The organism is Collinsella sp. CLA-ER-H3 (genome assembly GCF_040092425.1).
Classification (GTDB): Bacteria; Actinomycetota; Coriobacteriia; order Coriobacteriales; family Coriobacteriaceae; genus Collinsella.
The window spans coordinates 118,514-133,965 of the sequence record NZ_JBBNLP010000007.1; the positions used below are offsets into that span (position 1 = coordinate 118,514).

At 59.9% G+C, this 15,452-nt stretch carries 16 protein-coding genes; 15 read left to right on the top strand and 1 reads right to left on the bottom strand.

All coding sequences use genetic code 11. The features are described from left to right. Positions 1 to 79 precede the first annotated feature (79 nt). The 12 genes from upp to AAAX32_RS07230 all read left to right on the top strand — a co-directional run bounded on the left by upp (position 80) and on the right by AAAX32_RS07230 (position 10,513). Positions 80 to 727 (top strand): uracil phosphoribosyltransferase, encoded by a 648-nt coding sequence (upp, locus tag AAAX32_RS07175; protein WP_148331844.1) that lies wholly within the window; start codon positions 80 to 82, stop codon positions 725 to 727. A gap of 282 nt (positions 728 to 1,009) precedes the next feature. Next, on the top strand, positions 1,010 to 1,321 hold the full coding sequence (locus tag AAAX32_RS07180; RefSeq protein ID WP_035138788.1) for a hypothetical protein: 312 nt from the start codon (positions 1,010 to 1,012) through the stop codon (positions 1,319 to 1,321). A gap of 3 nt (positions 1,322 to 1,324) precedes the next feature. Next, the gene (atpB, locus tag AAAX32_RS07185) at positions 1,325 to 2,128 is read left to right on the top strand and encodes a F0F1 ATP synthase subunit A (RefSeq protein WP_349100379.1); all 804 of its coding nucleotides are present in this window, start codon (positions 1,325 to 1,327) and stop codon (positions 2,126 to 2,128) included. Between the two features lie 124 nt (positions 2,129 to 2,252). After that, positions 2,253 to 2,447: an ATP synthase subunit C gene (locus tag AAAX32_RS07190; RefSeq protein WP_022094262.1), complete on the top strand. Its 195-nt coding sequence runs from the start codon at positions 2,253 to 2,255 to the stop codon at positions 2,445 to 2,447. 15 nt (positions 2,448 to 2,462) lie between these two features. Beyond that, the gene (gene atpF / locus AAAX32_RS07195; protein ID WP_006235712.1) at positions 2,463 to 3,065 is read left to right on the top strand and encodes a F0F1 ATP synthase subunit B; all 603 of its coding nucleotides are present in this window, start codon (positions 2,463 to 2,465) and stop codon (positions 3,063 to 3,065) included. Further along, positions 3,055 to 3,531: a F0F1 ATP synthase subunit delta gene (locus tag AAAX32_RS07200; protein WP_035138792.1), complete on the top strand. Its 477-nt coding sequence runs from the start codon at positions 3,055 to 3,057 to the stop codon at positions 3,529 to 3,531. The genes atpF and AAAX32_RS07200 overlap by 11 nt, the downstream gene beginning before the upstream one ends. Continuing rightward, a complete protein-coding gene (gene atpA / locus AAAX32_RS07205; RefSeq protein WP_035138794.1) occupies positions 3,531 to 5,129 on the top strand; it encodes a F0F1 ATP synthase subunit alpha in 1,599 nt (532 codons plus the stop codon). Before AAAX32_RS07200 ends, atpA begins: the two co-directional genes overlap by 1 nt. A 5-nt stretch (positions 5,130 to 5,134) precedes the next feature. Beyond that, on the top strand, positions 5,135 to 6,043 hold the full coding sequence (atpG, locus tag AAAX32_RS07210) for an ATP synthase F1 subunit gamma (protein WP_349100380.1): 909 nt from the start codon (positions 5,135 to 5,137) through the stop codon (positions 6,041 to 6,043). After that, a complete protein-coding gene (gene atpD / locus AAAX32_RS07215; RefSeq protein WP_006235717.1) occupies positions 6,043 to 7,497 on the top strand; it encodes a F0F1 ATP synthase subunit beta in 1,455 nt (484 codons plus the stop codon). The genes atpG and atpD overlap by 1 nt, the downstream gene beginning before the upstream one ends. A 3-nt stretch (positions 7,498 to 7,500) precedes the next feature. After that, positions 7,501 to 7,893 carry an ATP synthase F1 subunit epsilon gene (gene atpC, locus AAAX32_RS07220; RefSeq protein ID WP_006235718.1) on the top strand — a complete coding sequence of 131 codons (393 nt, stop codon included), beginning with the start codon at positions 7,501 to 7,503 and terminating at the stop codon, positions 7,891 to 7,893. 88 nt (positions 7,894 to 7,981) lie between these two features. After that, complete coding sequence (gene murA, locus AAAX32_RS07225; RefSeq protein WP_148331846.1) at positions 7,982 to 9,265, top strand: UDP-N-acetylglucosamine 1-carboxyvinyltransferase; 1,284 nt, start codon at positions 7,982 to 7,984, stop codon at positions 9,263 to 9,265. A gap of 12 nt (positions 9,266 to 9,277) precedes the next feature. Then, a complete protein-coding gene (locus tag AAAX32_RS07230) occupies positions 9,278 to 10,513 on the top strand; it encodes an LCP family protein (RefSeq protein ID WP_089573100.1) in 1,236 nt (411 codons plus the stop codon). 335 nt (positions 10,514 to 10,848) lie between these two features. Here AAAX32_RS07230 and pepT read toward each other — a convergent pair whose 3' ends face one another. Continuing rightward, positions 10,849 to 12,096 (bottom strand): peptidase T, encoded by a 1,248-nt coding sequence (gene pepT / locus AAAX32_RS07235; RefSeq protein ID WP_148331847.1) that lies wholly within the window; start codon positions 12,094 to 12,096, stop codon positions 10,849 to 10,851. Positions 12,097 to 12,216: 120 nt separating this feature from the next. On the opposite strand from pepT, the gene AAAX32_RS07240 reads away from it, so the two are divergent. From AAAX32_RS07240 to AAAX32_RS07250, 3 genes are all read left to right on the top strand, one after another. Then, positions 12,217 to 12,639, top strand: a complete 423-nt coding sequence (locus tag AAAX32_RS07240) for a metal-dependent transcriptional regulator (protein ID WP_040359600.1) — start codon at positions 12,217 to 12,219, stop codon at positions 12,637 to 12,639. Between the two features lie 10 nt (positions 12,640 to 12,649). After that, complete coding sequence (locus AAAX32_RS07245) at positions 12,650 to 13,543, top strand: homocysteine S-methyltransferase family protein (protein ID WP_349100381.1); 894 nt, start codon at positions 12,650 to 12,652, stop codon at positions 13,541 to 13,543. 157 nt (positions 13,544 to 13,700) lie between these two features. After that, the gene (locus AAAX32_RS07250) at positions 13,701 to 15,101 is read left to right on the top strand and encodes a phosphoglucomutase/phosphomannomutase family protein (RefSeq protein WP_343001262.1); all 1,401 of its coding nucleotides are present in this window, start codon (positions 13,701 to 13,703) and stop codon (positions 15,099 to 15,101) included. The last annotated feature ends 351 nt before the right edge of the window (positions 15,102 to 15,452 follow it).

The window sequence follows — 15,452 nt, forward strand, 5'->3', positions numbered from 1 at the left end:
ACGGCGCGCGGCAACAACATCGCCATGCGCCTTGTCAGCAAGGCCATCTTCCGGCCGCAACGAAAGGGGCAATCAACCCATGACCGTCACCTACGATACGTCCCGTGTGACCCTTGTCGATCACCCGCTCGTCCAGCATAAGCTGTCGATTCTGCGCGACAAAAACACCGGCACCAACCAGTTCCGCCAGCTCGTGCGCGAACTCGCACTTTTTGACGGCTACGAGGCCATGCGCGACCTGCCCATGGAAGACGTCGAAGTCGAGACCCCCATCACCACCGCAACGTTTAAGCAGCTCGCCGGCAAAAAGCTCGCCATCGTTCCCATTCTGCGTGCGGGCCTTGGCATGGTCGATGGCATCCTCGACTTGGTACCCTCCGCTCGCGTGGGCCACATCGGTATGGAGCGCGACGAGGTTACCCACGAGCCGCATGAGTATTACTGCAAGATGCCCAAGGATATCGACCAGCGCATCTGCCTGGTCGTCGACCCCATGCTCGCCACGGGCGGTTCGGCCGAGATGGCCATCAGCTACCTGCGCGAGCGCGGCGTCAAGGACATCCGCATGCTGTGCATCGTCGCGGCCCCCGAGGGCCTCAAGTCGCTGACTGAGAAGGACCCCGATGTGCATATCTATGCCTGCGCCATCGACGACCATCTCAACGAAGCTGCCTACATCGTTCCCGGCCTGGGCGACGCCGGCGACCGCATCTACGGCACGCTGTAATCTCTGGGCCATACCGGCTAACGTCGAAAATACGAAGAAATGGTGCGCGCGGGCGAGCAAAAGACGACCGCGCGCACTCCTGTTAACGGACGTTTTGCCCTGCAGGGTTCGAGAAAAACGTATTACCGTACCTGCGGCATAAAGAAGGTCTTAAGAAAACGAACAGGTGCGTATTAACCGATGCTTTTTCGGTTGTACTTTAGCGATTGGCTCGTACAATAGTCACCAATGTTTGGCGGGAACTGTCCTGTGAGGCGATAAAAAAGGAAAGTGAGGACGCCAGTGTTTCAGATAGCCGATCTGCTCGCTATCGTTGCAGGTGCCATCGCGGGCGCGATTGCCTTCCTTCCCTTTGTCTTTACGCTCAAGCCGGTTCTTGACGATAAGCAGAATGCGGACATGCTCAAGGGTATGGTGAGTCTCGCGGTCTCGGCAATCGCGTTGCTTGTCTTTACCTTGGTTGTGTTTGTGTTGTTCGGAGAGGCATTTCGCATGTTCCTCCTGGGCGAGGCGATCGGCTTCGTGGCCTTTATGGCCGCCTGCGCGGTTCGCGTCGCCAAGGCGCTGCGAGATCCTCATGAGGTCGAAAGGTAAGTCGTGGAAATTTTTGAAAAGCTGCCTGATGAGATTAATCATCTGGTCAGCGAGTTCAGCTCCACCCCTGTCGTGGGCGATCTGAGCTGCGGCATCACGCAGTACTCGTTTTGGCTGATCGTCTCCACGATCGTGCTCCTGATCGTCCTGGCCGTGTTCAAGAAGAGGCAGACCCTGGTTCCCAAGGGCTTCTTCGTCAACGGTTTCGAGTACATCATCGAGTACGTCGAGAACGATATCGGCAAGGGTGTCGTGGGTGAGAACTGGAAGAAGCACTTCCCGTTCCTGTGCTCGCTTTTCCTGTTCATCCTGATCAATAACATGATCGGCCTGATCCCGGGAATGAAGCCCGGCACCGGCGCAATCGGCTCCACCGCCGCACTCGCCATTTTCGCCTTCGTGTACTTCATCTACTACGGATGCAAGGCTCACGGCGTGATCGGCTACATCAAGAGCCTCGCCCCGCAGGGCGTGAGCTTCCCGATGAACGTGCTCGTGTGGGTCGTCGAGCTTTTCTCGACCTTCCTGCGCCTCATCACGCTTGCCGTCCGTCTGTTCTGCAACATGTTCGCAGGACACGTGGTCATGGGCTCGTTCGCCATCATGGCGAGCATGTTCATGCAGCCGCTGCTTCAGCAGGTTTCCGCGGCCCACGCCGTCGGCGCCCTGCCTTCGCTGGCCTGGCTTGCCATCCTCATCCTGATCTATGCGATCGAGCTTGTGGTCGGCGCCATCCAGGCTTACGTCTTCACGGTCCTTACCGCCGTGTATGTCTCCGAGGCAGAGGAGGTCGCGGAGGAGGAGTAGTCTTCCGTTCGTGCCTTAAAGGTAAGGCAATTCGTTAAACCGCCGGTGCCCGTACCCATGGAGCCCGGCAGTTATAAAAAGGTTATCCTGCGTGAAATAAGACACGCACGACAAAGGAGGAATCGTGGGAGTTATCGGTTACGGTCTCGGTGTTATCGGCGCTGGTCTTGCTATCGGCCTGTCTGCTCTGGGTGCTACGGGTGCTATGGCCCGTCAGCCTGAGGTCCAGGGCCGCGTGTTCACCGTCTTCATCATGGGCTCCGCTTTCGGCGAGGCTCTGGCTCTGATCGGCTTCGTTGTCGCGCTGATCGTTAAATAGCACGGAGCGTCAAGTATGAATCTTTCATCCCAGAAGAGCGCGATCGCACTCTCCGCGTCCGCGGCCGCGCTGCTCATGCCGGTTTCCGCGTTCGCCGAGGACGGCGCCGCCGGTGCGGACATCCTCATCCCTAAGATGGCGGAGTTCATCCCGGCGCTTATCGCCTTCCTGATTATCTGGATCGTGCTGGCCAAGGTCGCCCTGCCGGGCATCATGAAAACCATGGAGGAGCGCGGCAAGAAGATCGAGGAGAGCCTCGACGAGGCCGAGAAGACCAAGCAGGAGGCTATCGCCAAGCGCGCTGAGTCCGACTCGATCGTCACCGACGCCCGTCGTCAGGCTGCCGACATCGTTCTCGAGGCCCGTAAGGACGCCGAGTCCGAGCGTGCCCGTATCATCGAGGCTGCTCACAAGGAGGCCGAGGAGATCATCGCCAAGGCCCATACGACCGTCGAGGACGAGCGCAAGTCCATCTACGCCGGTGCCGCGAGCTCCATCGCCGACCTGTCCGTTGCCGTCGCCACCAAGATCGTGGGCGAGGCACTCGAGGACGATGCCGAGCAGAAGAAGCTCATCGAGCGCTACATCCAGGAAGCAGGTAGCCTGAATGCCGACTAGCCGCTATCAGGACAAGGTGCTCGAGACCTACGCGCGTTCCCTTTTGGAAGCCGCCAAGGCCGAGAACCATGTGTTCGAGGACCTCGAGATGGTCGAGCGTTTGGCTTCTGCCAGCCCCGAGATCATCGCCGTGCTCGACACCATGTCCAAGCGCGACCAGCTCGACCTTCTTCCCAAGGTGGCAGCTGCCTTTAAGTATGTTGCCGAGGAAGACGAGGATGTAGTGGGCGTGACCGTCACCACGGCGATCCCGCTCGACGACGAGCTGCGTCAAACCATCACTAAGAAATGCGAGCAGGACTTCGGCCGCAAGGTATTCCTTATCGAGCAGGTCGACCCGTCTATCGTGGGCGGCCTGGTGCTCGAGGCCCGCGGCGAGCGTCGTGACATTTCCGTCAAGACGCAGCTGCGCATCGCGCAGGAGACCCTCGCAAACTCTGCTAATTCGTACGGAGGTGAAGCCTAATGTCCGAAACCCTCAATGCCCAGGATATCGCCAAGAAACTGCAGGAGCAGCTCACGAGCCTCTCCGCGACGGTCGATACGCATGAGGTTTCAACGGTCGACGAGGTAGGCGACGGCATCGCGCGCGTCTCCGGCCTCAAGAGCGCCATGGCAGGCGAGCTTCTGGAGTTCAAGAGCTCCGATACCGGTGAGACCGTCTTCGGCCTTGCCCAGAACCTTGACCGTGACGAGGTCGGCGCCGTTCTGTTCGGTGCCGTCGACTCCATCAAGGAAGGCGACGAGTGCCGCACCACTGGCCGCATTATGGATATCCCCGTGAGCCGTGCCATGCTCGGCCGCGTCGTCAATCCGCTCGGCCAGCCCATCGACGGCCTGGGCGACATCGTCGCCACGCACCGTCGCCCCATCGAGTTCAAGGCTCCCGGCGTCATCGATCGTACCCCGGTGTGCGAGCCGGTTCAGACCGGTCTGCTCGCTATCGACTCCATGGTGCCTATTGGCCGCGGTCAGCGTGAGCTCATCATCGGCGACCGTAAGACCGGTAAGACCGCCATCGCCATCGACGCTATCCTCAACCAGCGCGGCAAGGGCATGGTCTGCATCTATGTCGCCATCGGCCAGAAGGCCTCCACGGTTGCCAACATCCGCGAGACCCTCGCTCAGCACGGTGCGCTCGACTACACCATCATCGTTTCGGCCACTGCTGCCGATTCCGCCCCTATGCAGTACATCGCGCCTATGGCCGGTGCCGCTATTGGCGAGTTCTTCATGTACAACGGCGAGGACGGCAAGCCCGCCAGCGAGACCAACCCCGGTGGCCACGTGCTCGTCATCTACGATGACCTGTCCAAGCAGGCCGTGGCCTACCGTCAGATGTCGCTGACGCTGCATCGTCCGCCCGGACGCGAGGCCTATCCTGGCGACATCTTCTACCTGCACTCTCGTCTGCTCGAGCGTGCCGTCAAGATGTCCAAGAAGAACGGTTACGGCTCCATGACGGCTCTTCCGATCATCGAGACCCAGGACGGCGACGTCTCGGCCTACATTCCGACCAACGTCATTTCCATTACCGATGGTCAGATCTACCTGCAGTCCGAACTCTTCTTCCAGGGCCAGCGCCCGGCAGTCGACGTGGGCATTTCCGTGTCCCGCGTCGGTGGCGACGCGCAGACCAAGGCCATGAAGCAGGTCGCCGGCAACCTCCGTCTGGACCTCGCTTCGTACCAGGAGCTCGCCGGCTTTACGCAGTTCGGCTCCGACCTCGACGAGGCTACTCAAAAGCAGCTGACCCATGGTGCCCGCATGACCGAGCTCCTGAAGCAGCCGCGTTACAAGCCGTTTGAGGTTGGCGAGCAGATCGTTACGCTGTTCGCTGGCAACGAGGGCTTCCTGGATGACCTGGAGATCGCCGACGTGCTGCCTTTCCGTGCCGAGCTCATCGAGTACATGGACAATGGCTTTGGCTCGCTGCTCGACAAGGTTCGCGCCAAGAAGATCGATGATGACACCAAGGCTGAGCTCTTGCGCGTCATCGGCGACTTCAAGCAGCAGTTCATGGCCAAGCACCATTCGGATGTTTCTGGATCAGAGGAGAACTAAGCCCCATGGCCAACCTTCGCGACATTAAGAAGCGAATCTCCTCGGTTACCACGACCAAGCAGATCACGCGCACGATGGAGATGGTCTCTACGGCCAAGATCCGTCGTGCCCTCGATCGCTCCAAGCAGGCCGAGCCCTATAAGGAGGCGCTGACCGACGTCATGTTGACGGTCGCCGGCGACGCCTCCTGTTCGGGCACCGATCCCATGCTGCAGAAGCATGAGAGCGTCAAGCATGGCCTGATTGTCGTTATTGCCTCGGACCGCGGCCTTGCCGGCGGTTTCAATACGACGGTGGAGCGCACGGCCGAAAAGCTCGCCGCTTCTTGGGCGAACGACGGCATCGAGTGCGAGATCATCGCGTGCGGGCGTAAGCCGGCCACGTATTTCCGCGACCGCGCAAACGTCATCATGCACTTTGAGGGCAACTCCTCTGAGCCCGATTTCAATCAGGCCCGCATGATCTCCTCTCATATCTGCGATGTGTATCGTGCCGGTGAGCTTGACCGTGTCGAGCTTGTCTACCACCACGCCAAGAACCGCGTGGATCAGGAGCTTCGCGTCGAGCATCTGTTGCCGCTCGACCCCGAGATGATCGCTATGGCCCACGGTCCGCGTAAGAACGAGACCGACGCCCCTAAGCGCATCTCGTCCACGTTCGAGTTCGTGCCCTCTCCCGAGCATGTTCTCGGCAAGCTTGTGCCGTCTTATATCCTGACGGTCATCTACCAGGCCCTGATCGATTCGGCGGCTGCCGAGCAGGGTGCACGCCGCAAGGCCATGCACTCCGCGACGGAAAACGCCACCGCGATCATCTCGACCCTTACCCGCACGTATAGTCGCGTGCGCCAGGCTTCGATCACGACCGAGATTAACGAGATCGTCGGCGGAGCCTCAGCATTGGAGGAACAGTAATGGCTAATAACACCGTAAAGCTTGCGGTCGAGGAAGCCACCAAGAAGACGACTGCCGGTGATGGTCGCATCGTGCGAATCATCGGCCCTGTCGTCGACGTCAAGTTTGACGGCGCGGTGCCCCCGATCTACAACGCGCTCACGGTCGAGGCCGAGACCCCGATCGGTCATCTGAGCACGATCCTCGAGGTCGAGAGCCAGCTTCCGGGCGGCGTCGTCCGCACGGTCGCCATGTCCTCGACCGACGGCCTGCAGCGCGGCCTCATCGCCACCGATACCGGTGAGCCCATGAAAATGCCCGTTGGCCCCAAGACGCTCGGCCGTATTTGGAACGTCATGGGCAAGCCCGTCGACGGCAAGCCCATGCCCGAGGTGGAGGAGTTCTACCCCATCCACCATGCAGCGCCCCGTTTCGACGAGCTCACCACCAAGACCGAGATCTTCGAGACCGGCATCAAGGCCGTCGACCTGCTCGAGCCCTACATCCGCGGCGGCAAGACAGGTCTGTTCGGTGGCGCCGGCGTCGGCAAGACCGTTCTGATTCAGGAGCTCATCAACAACCTCGCCCAGGAGCACGGCGGCACCTCGGTGTTCACCGGCGTCGGCGAGCGTACCCGCGAGGGCACCGACCTGTTCCTCGAGATGAGCGAGTCTGGCGTTATCGACAAGACCTGCTTGGTCTACGGTCAGATGAACGAGCCGCCCGGAGCGCGTCTGCGCATCGGTCTGGCCGGCCTTACCACCGCTGAGTATTTCCGTGATCGTGGCCAGGACGTTCTGCTGTTCATCGACAACATCTTCCGCTTCTCCCAGGCAGGTTCCGAGGTTTCCGCACTGCTGGGCCGTATGCCGTCCGCCGTTGGTTACCAGCCCACGCTGGCAACCGAGATGGGCGACCTCCAGGAGCGCATTACCTCGACCAAGACGGGCTCCATTACCTCCGTCCAGGCTGTCTACGTCCCCGCAGACGACCTGACCGACCCGGCGCCTGCCACGACGTTTACTCACCTCGATGCCACCACGGTTCTTTCGCGTAGCATTTCGTCGCTCGGCCTGTTCCCGGCTATCGACCCGCTCGCGTCTTCCTCCGACGCTCTCGATCCCTCGATCGTCGGCGAGGAGCACTACCGTGTCGCTGTCAAGGTCCAGGAGCTCCTGCAGGAGTACTCCGACCTTCAGGACATCATCGCAATTCTGGGTATGGACGAGCTGTCCGAGGAGCAGCGCCTTACGGTCAACCGTGCCCGTAAGATTCAGCAGTTCCTCTCGCAGTCCTTCCACGTCGCCGAGAAGTTCACCGGCAACCCCGGTGTCTACGTCCGCGTCGAGGATACCGTCCGCTCTTTTGCCGAGATTGTCGACGGCAAGGCCGATGACCTGCCCGAGCAGGCTTTCCGCTATGCTTCCACGATTGAGGACGTGCGCGAGCGCGCCCGCAAGATGGGGGAGAAGTAGGTTATGCGTATCCGCATCGTGTGCCCCGTGAGCTGCGCCTATGAGGGCGACGCTGCGTTTGTGTCGATTCCGTCCACGGATGGCGAGTTTGGCGTTCTGCCTGCTCACTCCAGCGAGATCTGCACGATCGACCGCGGTTACGTTCGCGTTTCCGATAAGGCCATGGGCACTGTCGACCACACGTTTGCCGTGGCCGGCGGCTATGCCCAGGTTGCGGACGATGTCGTGACCGTTCTCGCCGAGCGCGCTTGCGATTTGGCGACCGTCGATGCCGACAAGCTTAAAGCTGATATTCAAGGTTTTGAAGAGAAGCTGGGTAATTTGTCGGAGGATGATGCACGCCGCGCCTACCTCTATAATGAAATCGCATGGTGTAAGCTCAAGCTTGCCCAATAGTCAAACGATTTAGCGTTCGACCATTTGCGAACACATCATGCCCGGGATGGCCCAGCCATCCCGGGCATGCTTTTTGAAAGGGTAGACCTTGGATATTATCCGCGTTGAGGGTGGCCACGCCATCGGAGGCTCCGTGCCCGTTTCGGGCGCCAAGAACTCCGCACTCAAACTCATGGCGGCAACGCTTCTGGCGCCGGGCAAGACGACGCTGCAGAACGTGCCCGATATTTCCGATGTCCACGTGATGGGCAAGGTGCTCAAGGGCATGGGCGCTACGATCGATGTTCTCGACGAGCACACGCTCGAGATTGATACCTCTCAGGTCGATTCTTGGGAGGCCCCCTACGAGCTCGTTGCCAAGATGCGTGCTTCCACAGCCGTGATGGGACCCCTGCTGGGTCGCTTCCATCGCGCCAAGATCGCCATGCCGGGCGGCTGCAACCTGGGTGCTCGCAAGATCGATATGCACATTCTTGGTCTCGAGGCCCTGGGCGTTGAGTTCGATACCGCCCACGGTTACATCAACGCTAATGCGCCCCAAGGTCTGCGCGGTACCACCGTCACGCTCGAGTTCGCCAGTGTCGGTGCGACCGAGAACCTCATTATGGCATCCGTGCGCGCGAAGGGTACCACGGTTATCGACAATGCCGCCCGCGAGCCCGAGATCGTCGATCTCGCCAACATGCTCAACGAGATGGGCGCTAAGATTGTCGGCGCCGGTACGCCTGTCGTGACCATCGAGGGCGTGGAAGAGCTGCATCCCGTTACCCATCGCGTAGTGGGCGACCGCATCGAGGCCGGCACCTTTATCGTCGCCGGTGCGTTGATGGCCGACGATCGCGGTGTCGACGTCACGGGTTTTTGCCCCATTCACTTGGGCATGGTACTCAAGAAGATGGAGCTCATGGGTATCGACTGCGAGCGCGTCGAGGATGGCGTCCATGTAAACCGTGCCGAGCGTATCAAGCCGGTCGACATCCAGACGCTTCCGTTCCCCGGCTTCCCGACGGACATGCAGGCGCAGATTATGGTGCTCTCCGCCCTTGCCGATGGTAGCTCCGTTATCACCGAGAACATCTTCGAGAATCGCTTTATGTTTGCCTCTGAGCTGGTGCGCATGGGTGCCGACATTCGTATCGAGAGCCATCATGCCATGATTCATGGCGTCAAGGGCTTCTCGGGTGCACAGGTTACCTCGCCCGATCTGCGTGGCGGAGCGGCCCTCGTCGTAGCGGGCTTGATCGCCGACGGGACGACCGAGGTTTCGGCCATCCATCACATCAAGCGCGGCTACGAGCGGTTTGTCGAAAAGCTGCAGGCGCTTGGCGCGCATGTCGAGCATGCTACCGTCCCCGATCCCGTCATCTACTAATACAGGTTGCCTATGTTTAATAAAAAACCCCTCGCGGATACCACCACCCGAAGACCCTCAACTGGTGCGCAGGCCAAGATCTACAGTCGCGATAACGTGGCTCGCTATTCCGAGCGCGCTCGTCAACGTCGCCGTAGCCACACGATTCGTCACGTCGCGCTCATTGTCGTGCTTGGCGTGCTGCTGAGTGCCACTACCGCTGCCGGCCTGTGGTTTGCCACCATTATGGGCAAGCTCGGCGATTCTAATGTCATTACCGACAATCTGCGTCGGGTTCTGGTTGACACCGATGAGGCAAAGGATCCGTTCTACGTGCTGCTTCTTGGCACCGACGGCCGTCCGGGCGAGGATACGTATCGTGCCGACTCGATTATCCTGGCACGCATCGACCCCACGCAAAAACAGGCGACGCTCATTTCCGTTCCGCGCGACACCAAGGTCGAGTACAAGGGCGAGACCATGAAGATCAACGCCTGCCATACCGTTGGCGGCGCCGAGGCCATGGTCGAGGCGGTCAACGAGCTGTGCGGTGTTCAGATTTCCCACTATGCCGAGGTCAGCTTCGACGGTATGCAGGCGCTGATTGATTCGGTTGGCGGTATCGACATTAACGCAACCGATGATGTTGACGACCCCGAGCACCTGGATATTAAGATTACCGCTGGCCAGCAGCATATGGACGGTGCCACCGCCCTTACCTATGCCCGCTGCCGCTACACCTATGCCGACGGCGATTACACGCGCATGCGCCACCAGCGTCAGGTGCTTGGCGCCCTTGCCAACCAGATTCTCAATAACTTCGATGCCACAAAGATCTTTGGCCTGGTTAATTCGCTGTCCGATATGCTCGTAACCGATATGAGCGTTCAGGATATCGTGGCTACGGTCAACGCCATGCGCGGTATGGATGTCGACGGTATCTACTCGGCCAACCTGCCCTCGTACGCCGACGACAGCACCATGATCGACGGTGTGAGCTACGTCTTTGTCTACGAGGACGAGCTCAAGGAAATGATGGAGCGCGTCGATGCCGGCAAGGATCCCAAGGGTCCCAACACCATGGGTCTTTCCGACGGTTCCAGCTCTACGATCGGTGACCTGAACAACAACACGTCTGACGACTACGCAAACGGTACCGCAACCTCATCGGTCAGCTCTGACGATTCCGATGACTCAAGCGATTCAAGCGATTCGGACTACTACGAAGAGCCCACCGGCGACGGCAACGGCTACGAAGCCAACTACTAGAGTTACGGCGTTTTACCAAACGCCGTAACGACTCGACGCTGCGCGGGCCGCATTTGGACAATCTGACGTTCAACTTCAAGGGCGCGACCAGAAGGTCAGCGCCCTTTCGCTTCACGTCACCTTGTCTCAAATGCGACCCGCTCGCTGTCGTTGCCAAAACATCGGCGTTGCCGGAACACTTGGCACTTGGGGACGTTCCTTTTGTACCGGCAGTTTGGGACACTCCTTGCGTTAAGAGGCTGGCGTGCGTCAACCTGTTCTCATTGCAGCAAAAAAATCGCCCCGTTCTTGGTTGAGGACGGGGCGATTCGTCTTTTGGACTTGTGCAGCCAGGCTTATGCAAAGCGGGCGACGAGCTCCTGGAGCACGTCGGTCATCTTGACGAGCGAACTGACCGGGACGAACTCGTTGACGCCGTGGTAGCAATAGCCGCCGGTGGAAAGGTTGGGGCAGGGCAGACCGCGGAACGACAGCTGAGCGCCGTCGGTGCCGCCGCGAATCGGCAGCACTTGGGGCTCAACGCCGCAGGCAAGGTAGGCTTCCTTGGCAACATCAATAAGCTCGGGATAGTCACGAACGATCTCGGCCATATTTCGATACTGCTGCCTAATCTCGACCGTCACGCGCTCCTCACCCAGACGCTGGTTGAGCATCGAGGCGGCGGCATCAATAAGGTCGAGTTTCTGCTGGAACTTGGCGGCGTCATGGTCGCGGACGATATAGCGCGCTGTGGCGTGATCGACGGTCGCAGATACACCCTCAAGGTGATAAAAGCCCTCGTAGCCTTCCGTATACTCCGGGCGCTGCACGTAGGGGAGCAACGCGTTGAAGTCGCAGAACAGATTGCCTGCGTTGATCATACGGCCCTTGGCGTCGCCCGGGTGGATGGACTGGCCCTCAAAGCGGACGGTCGCCTCGGCGGCGTTAAAGCACTCCCACTCCAGCTCGCCGATGGGGCCGCCGTCGACCGTGTAGGCGTACTTGCAGCCAAAGGTATCGATATCCAACAGCTCGGCTCCGTGACCGATCTCCTCGTCAGGGCAGAAGCAAATGCCGAGTGCGGGATGGGGCAGGGAGGGATCCTGAGCGATACGCGCGACAAGCGACATGATCTCGGCGACGCCTGCCTTGTCGTCCGCGCCCAGCAGCGTGGTGCCATCGCTGCAGACCAGGTCCTCACCCGCGAGGTCGTTCAGGGCGGGAAGCTTGGCGGTGCTCATGGCAACGGGCTTACCGTCAACCGTGCCGCAGACCAGGTCGCCGCCTTCGTAGTGTACGATGTGCGGCTTCACGCCGGCACCCGGTGCAACTTCGGTGGTGTCGAGATGGGCGATCAGGCCCAGGGCGGGCTTGTCCTCAGCGCCCGCACTTGCGGGGATATGCGCGCAGACATAGGCGTGCTCGGTCACGTGGGCATCTTTCGCACCAAGCTCGCGCAGCTCTTCAGCCAGCACGTTGGCAAGGTCAAACTGAACGGCGCTCGAGGGTACCTGGTCACAGTTTGCATCCTCGGACTGCGTGTTGATCTGGACGTAGCGCAAAAAGCGTTCGAGGACATCGGGGCTCGTGGTGGTGTTTTCCATAAAGACCGCTCCAATCTTGGTCGTCGTGTGCAACAAGAACTCTAGCACGGTATGCCACGGCATACCACGACGCTTGGATGGGGTAGAATCAGCCATTGAATGCAGAAGGGACGGAAGATCATGGATACGACAAATAGCTCGCGCGAACTACATCTGACGGTGGCGAACGAAGACTACTTGGAGTGCATGGTTCGCATTGAAAGCGAAGAGGGGGAAACCAACGGCGTGCGATCGGTCGACATCGCGCAGCGCCTTGGCGTCTCCAAGGCATCGGTCAATAAAGCGGTTTCGGCGCTCAAGGCATCCGAGCTTGTCGAGCAATCGCACTACGGCAAGGTGATCCTGACCGATCGCGGCCGCGAGGTTGGTACGGCTATCTGGTACCGTCATCGCCTCATCCGCACGTTTTTGGTTCAGGAGCTCGGTGTCGAATTTGAGCGAGCCGATTCCGAGGCCTGCATGATGGAGCATGCGCTATCCGAGGACACGATGAGCCGCTGGCTCGCCTATCTCGAAAAGCAGGGAATCAGCGTCGAGGAATAGCGGGATATATATGGATACGAGTTATTACAACCGCTTTGGTGCCGAGGAACTTACGCGCCGCTTGTCGAGCGAGACCTTGTTGGCGCAGGGCCCCATGGGCAGTGTTCTGTTGAGTGAGTACGATGCCGCCGACATTCCACCGGCGTTTTGGAATCTGGCAGAGCCGCAGACCGTTTCTCGTATCCATCGCTTGTATGTCGCCGCCGGCGCGCAGGTGCTCATTACCAACACCTTTCAGGCATCAAGCTATGCCCTCAAACACGACCAGATTGCGCCGTCCGTGGCGGAGGTCAATCGCGGGGCCGTCGACGATGCCCGCCAGGCGCACCCTCAGCTGCTGCTGGGCTCGATGGGCCCGATCGGTATTGAGTGGTTTGCCGAGGACTCTGCCGAGTATCGTGAAATCCGAGGCATTGCGCGCGAACAGGCGCACGCCTTGCTCAATGCCGGCGTTGACGGTCTGCTGATCGAGACGGTGACGTCTATCCGTAATTTGCAGCCCATGCTTGCCGGCGCTCGAGATGCCGCCGACGGCATGCCTGTTCTGGTGAGTTTTGTCGTTGACGATAAAGGCGACCTGTTGGGCGATGGCCTCAACATCGAGGCAGCCGTTTTGTACGCCGAAAAACACGGCGCAAACTCGGTTGGTGTTAATTGCTGTTCGCTTGCGGCCGCGAACGCGGCGGTGCCCAGGATGGTTGCATCGGCGACTACTCCCGTCACGGTGCGTCCCAACGTGGGCGATCCGGTCCAGACTCAGGATGGCCCCGTATGGCACGAGAACCCCGAAGCTTTCGCGCGCGCATGCATCGAATGGAGACATGCCGGCGTCGCAATGGTGGGCAGTTGTTGTGGAACCACGGCAATCACTACGGCAGCGATGGCCGAGGCGCTCGATATATAAAGGGCAAAACCGCTCCATACGGGGCAGTTTTTTATTGCCTGCATGTCCTCGGCAGCATTTGCCCAAATGGTGAATGCTGGTGCCGGCAGGTTGCCGAGTGCATGTTGCGGGTATACCCCATGCGTACCATGATCCAAACACTGTGAGGTGTCTGCGCGTGTGCGCGATAATTCATTTTGGAACTGACGGTTGGCGCGCTCGCGTCGATGAGGACTTCACTGCCGATAACGTTGCCCGTATCGCCGATGCCGTCGGCGAGTTGTGGCAAAAGACCAATCCGGGCAAAACGGTATATATAGGGTTCGACACCCGGCCCCTGGCGCGCGAGTTCGCTGAGCTTGCGGCGGGCGTGCTAGCGGCGCACGGGCTAGACGCCGTGCTCGCTTCGCGACCTGTCCCGACCCCTGCCCTTACGTGGGCGGCGGCTTATGACGGTGAGGCGTGCGGCGCGCTCATGGTGACGGGGTCCCATCATCCGCAGGGCTATCTGTGCCTCAAGATTCGCATGGGTGACGGCTCGACCGCCAACCAGGATGTCATCGAAGAGCTCGAAGAGACCATGGCTCTCGAGCCAATGGGGATCGAGGGGCAATATCGCACCGCGGATATCATTCCTGACTATATGCAGGCGGTGGCATCGTTTGTCGATGCCGAAGCCATCCGCGCCGCGCACCTGCGCGTGGTTGTCGATCCCATGGGCGGCGCAGCCCAGGGCTATCTAGCCGACTTGCTGCGCGAGCTTGGCGTTGAGGTGCACGAGATTCACGCCGGGCAGGCGTCTGACCAAGAAGATATCTGCCCCGACCCCGTTGAACCGTGGGTGGACGCTTGCGAGCGCACGGTTATCGAGGACGGAGCTTGCGCTGGCCTGGTGACCGACGGCGACGCCGACCGTATCGGCGCGGTTGACGAGCGCGGCAGATATATACATCCGCATCAGATCATGGCGCTCGTTTTGGGCGACTTGGTTCAATTTCGTAATTTGGAGGGGCGCGTCGTCGTCAATCTTTCATGCTCGACGCTCGTGCGTCGCATTGCCGAGGCGCTTGGCTGCCGCGTGACCGTCAAGCCAGTCGGTTTCAAATATATAGCGGCAGAGATGAAGAAGGGCGGCGTCCTCATGGGCGGCGAAGAAGCCGGTGGTATCGGCATCGCCGCGCATATGCCCGAGCGCGATGGAATCCTCGCCTGTCTGATTCTGTGTGAGCTTATGGCTAAGACGGACGCGCCTTTGGGCGTTCTGGTCGACCAACTCGAGGACAGTTTTGGTAAGACGAGTTACGGTCGACGGGATTTGCGCCTTGAGGCCGAAGATGCCGAAACGTTACGAACCCTGCTGCCGGGCGTAAACCCCAAGTCGATTTGTGGCAAGGTGCCGCAAAACGTTAGTCATATGGATGGCTTGCGTTTGGCATTCGAGGATGACACGTGGCTGCTGGTCCGTCCTAGCGGGACCGAACCAGTGGTGCGCGTCTACGCCGAGGGGTTCTCGGTGGAAGAACGTGATGAGTTGCTCGATGCTGGCTGTGCTTTAGCTAGGGGGACGTATCCGCTTTAACCATGAGACTGCCTTATATAAAGAGATGCTCGGCGAGCGGTAGGTAACGGCTGGCAAACGTTAGTCGGATTCCAAACTGTGTAGGAAATGTGTACGACCAGATTCCCGCCCACGGCGCCCCTCCGGTCTGGCAATATATCTCCTTGCCGCGCGGCCCGGTCGGACCGGATCAGCCGCGGGGCGTGCACCTTGAGAACCGGATACTGCGAGGATGGACACTTCAAGTGTCGCATCCGGGCAGACATCGAACCATTTGAAATGGTCTAACTTGGATTTGTTTTTCGCAAGGCCGCCGAGAGGCGGCCCCGAGAAATTCCTTTTCCTATACTAGAACCATATGAATCGAACGGA

Coding starts and splice junctions, on each gene's coding strand:
- upp (WP_148331844.1), top strand. CDS start 80: ATGACCGTCACCTACGATACGTCCCGTGTGACCCTTGTCGATCACCCG.
- atpF (WP_006235712.1), top strand. CDS start 2,463: ATGAATCTTTCATCCCAGAAGAGCGCGATCGCACTCTCCGCGTCCGCG.
- AAAX32_RS07200 (WP_035138792.1), top strand. CDS start 3,055: ATGCCGACTAGCCGCTATCAGGACAAGGTGCTCGAGACCTACGCGCGT.
- atpA (WP_035138794.1), top strand. CDS start 3,531: ATGTCCGAAACCCTCAATGCCCAGGATATCGCCAAGAAACTGCAGGAG.
- atpG (WP_349100380.1), top strand. CDS start 5,135: ATGGCCAACCTTCGCGACATTAAGAAGCGAATCTCCTCGGTTACCACG.
- atpD (WP_006235717.1), top strand. CDS start 6,043: ATGGCTAATAACACCGTAAAGCTTGCGGTCGAGGAAGCCACCAAGAAG.
- atpC (WP_006235718.1), top strand. CDS start 7,501: ATGCGTATCCGCATCGTGTGCCCCGTGAGCTGCGCCTATGAGGGCGAC.
- AAAX32_RS07230 (WP_089573100.1), top strand. CDS start 9,278: ATGTTTAATAAAAAACCCCTCGCGGATACCACCACCCGAAGACCCTCA.
- pepT (WP_148331847.1), bottom strand. CDS start 12,096: ATGGAAAACACCACCACGAGCCCCGATGTCCTCGAACGCTTTTTGCGC.
- AAAX32_RS07240 (WP_040359600.1), top strand. CDS start 12,217: ATGGATACGACAAATAGCTCGCGCGAACTACATCTGACGGTGGCGAAC.
- AAAX32_RS07245 (WP_349100381.1), top strand. CDS start 12,650: ATGGATACGAGTTATTACAACCGCTTTGGTGCCGAGGAACTTACGCGC.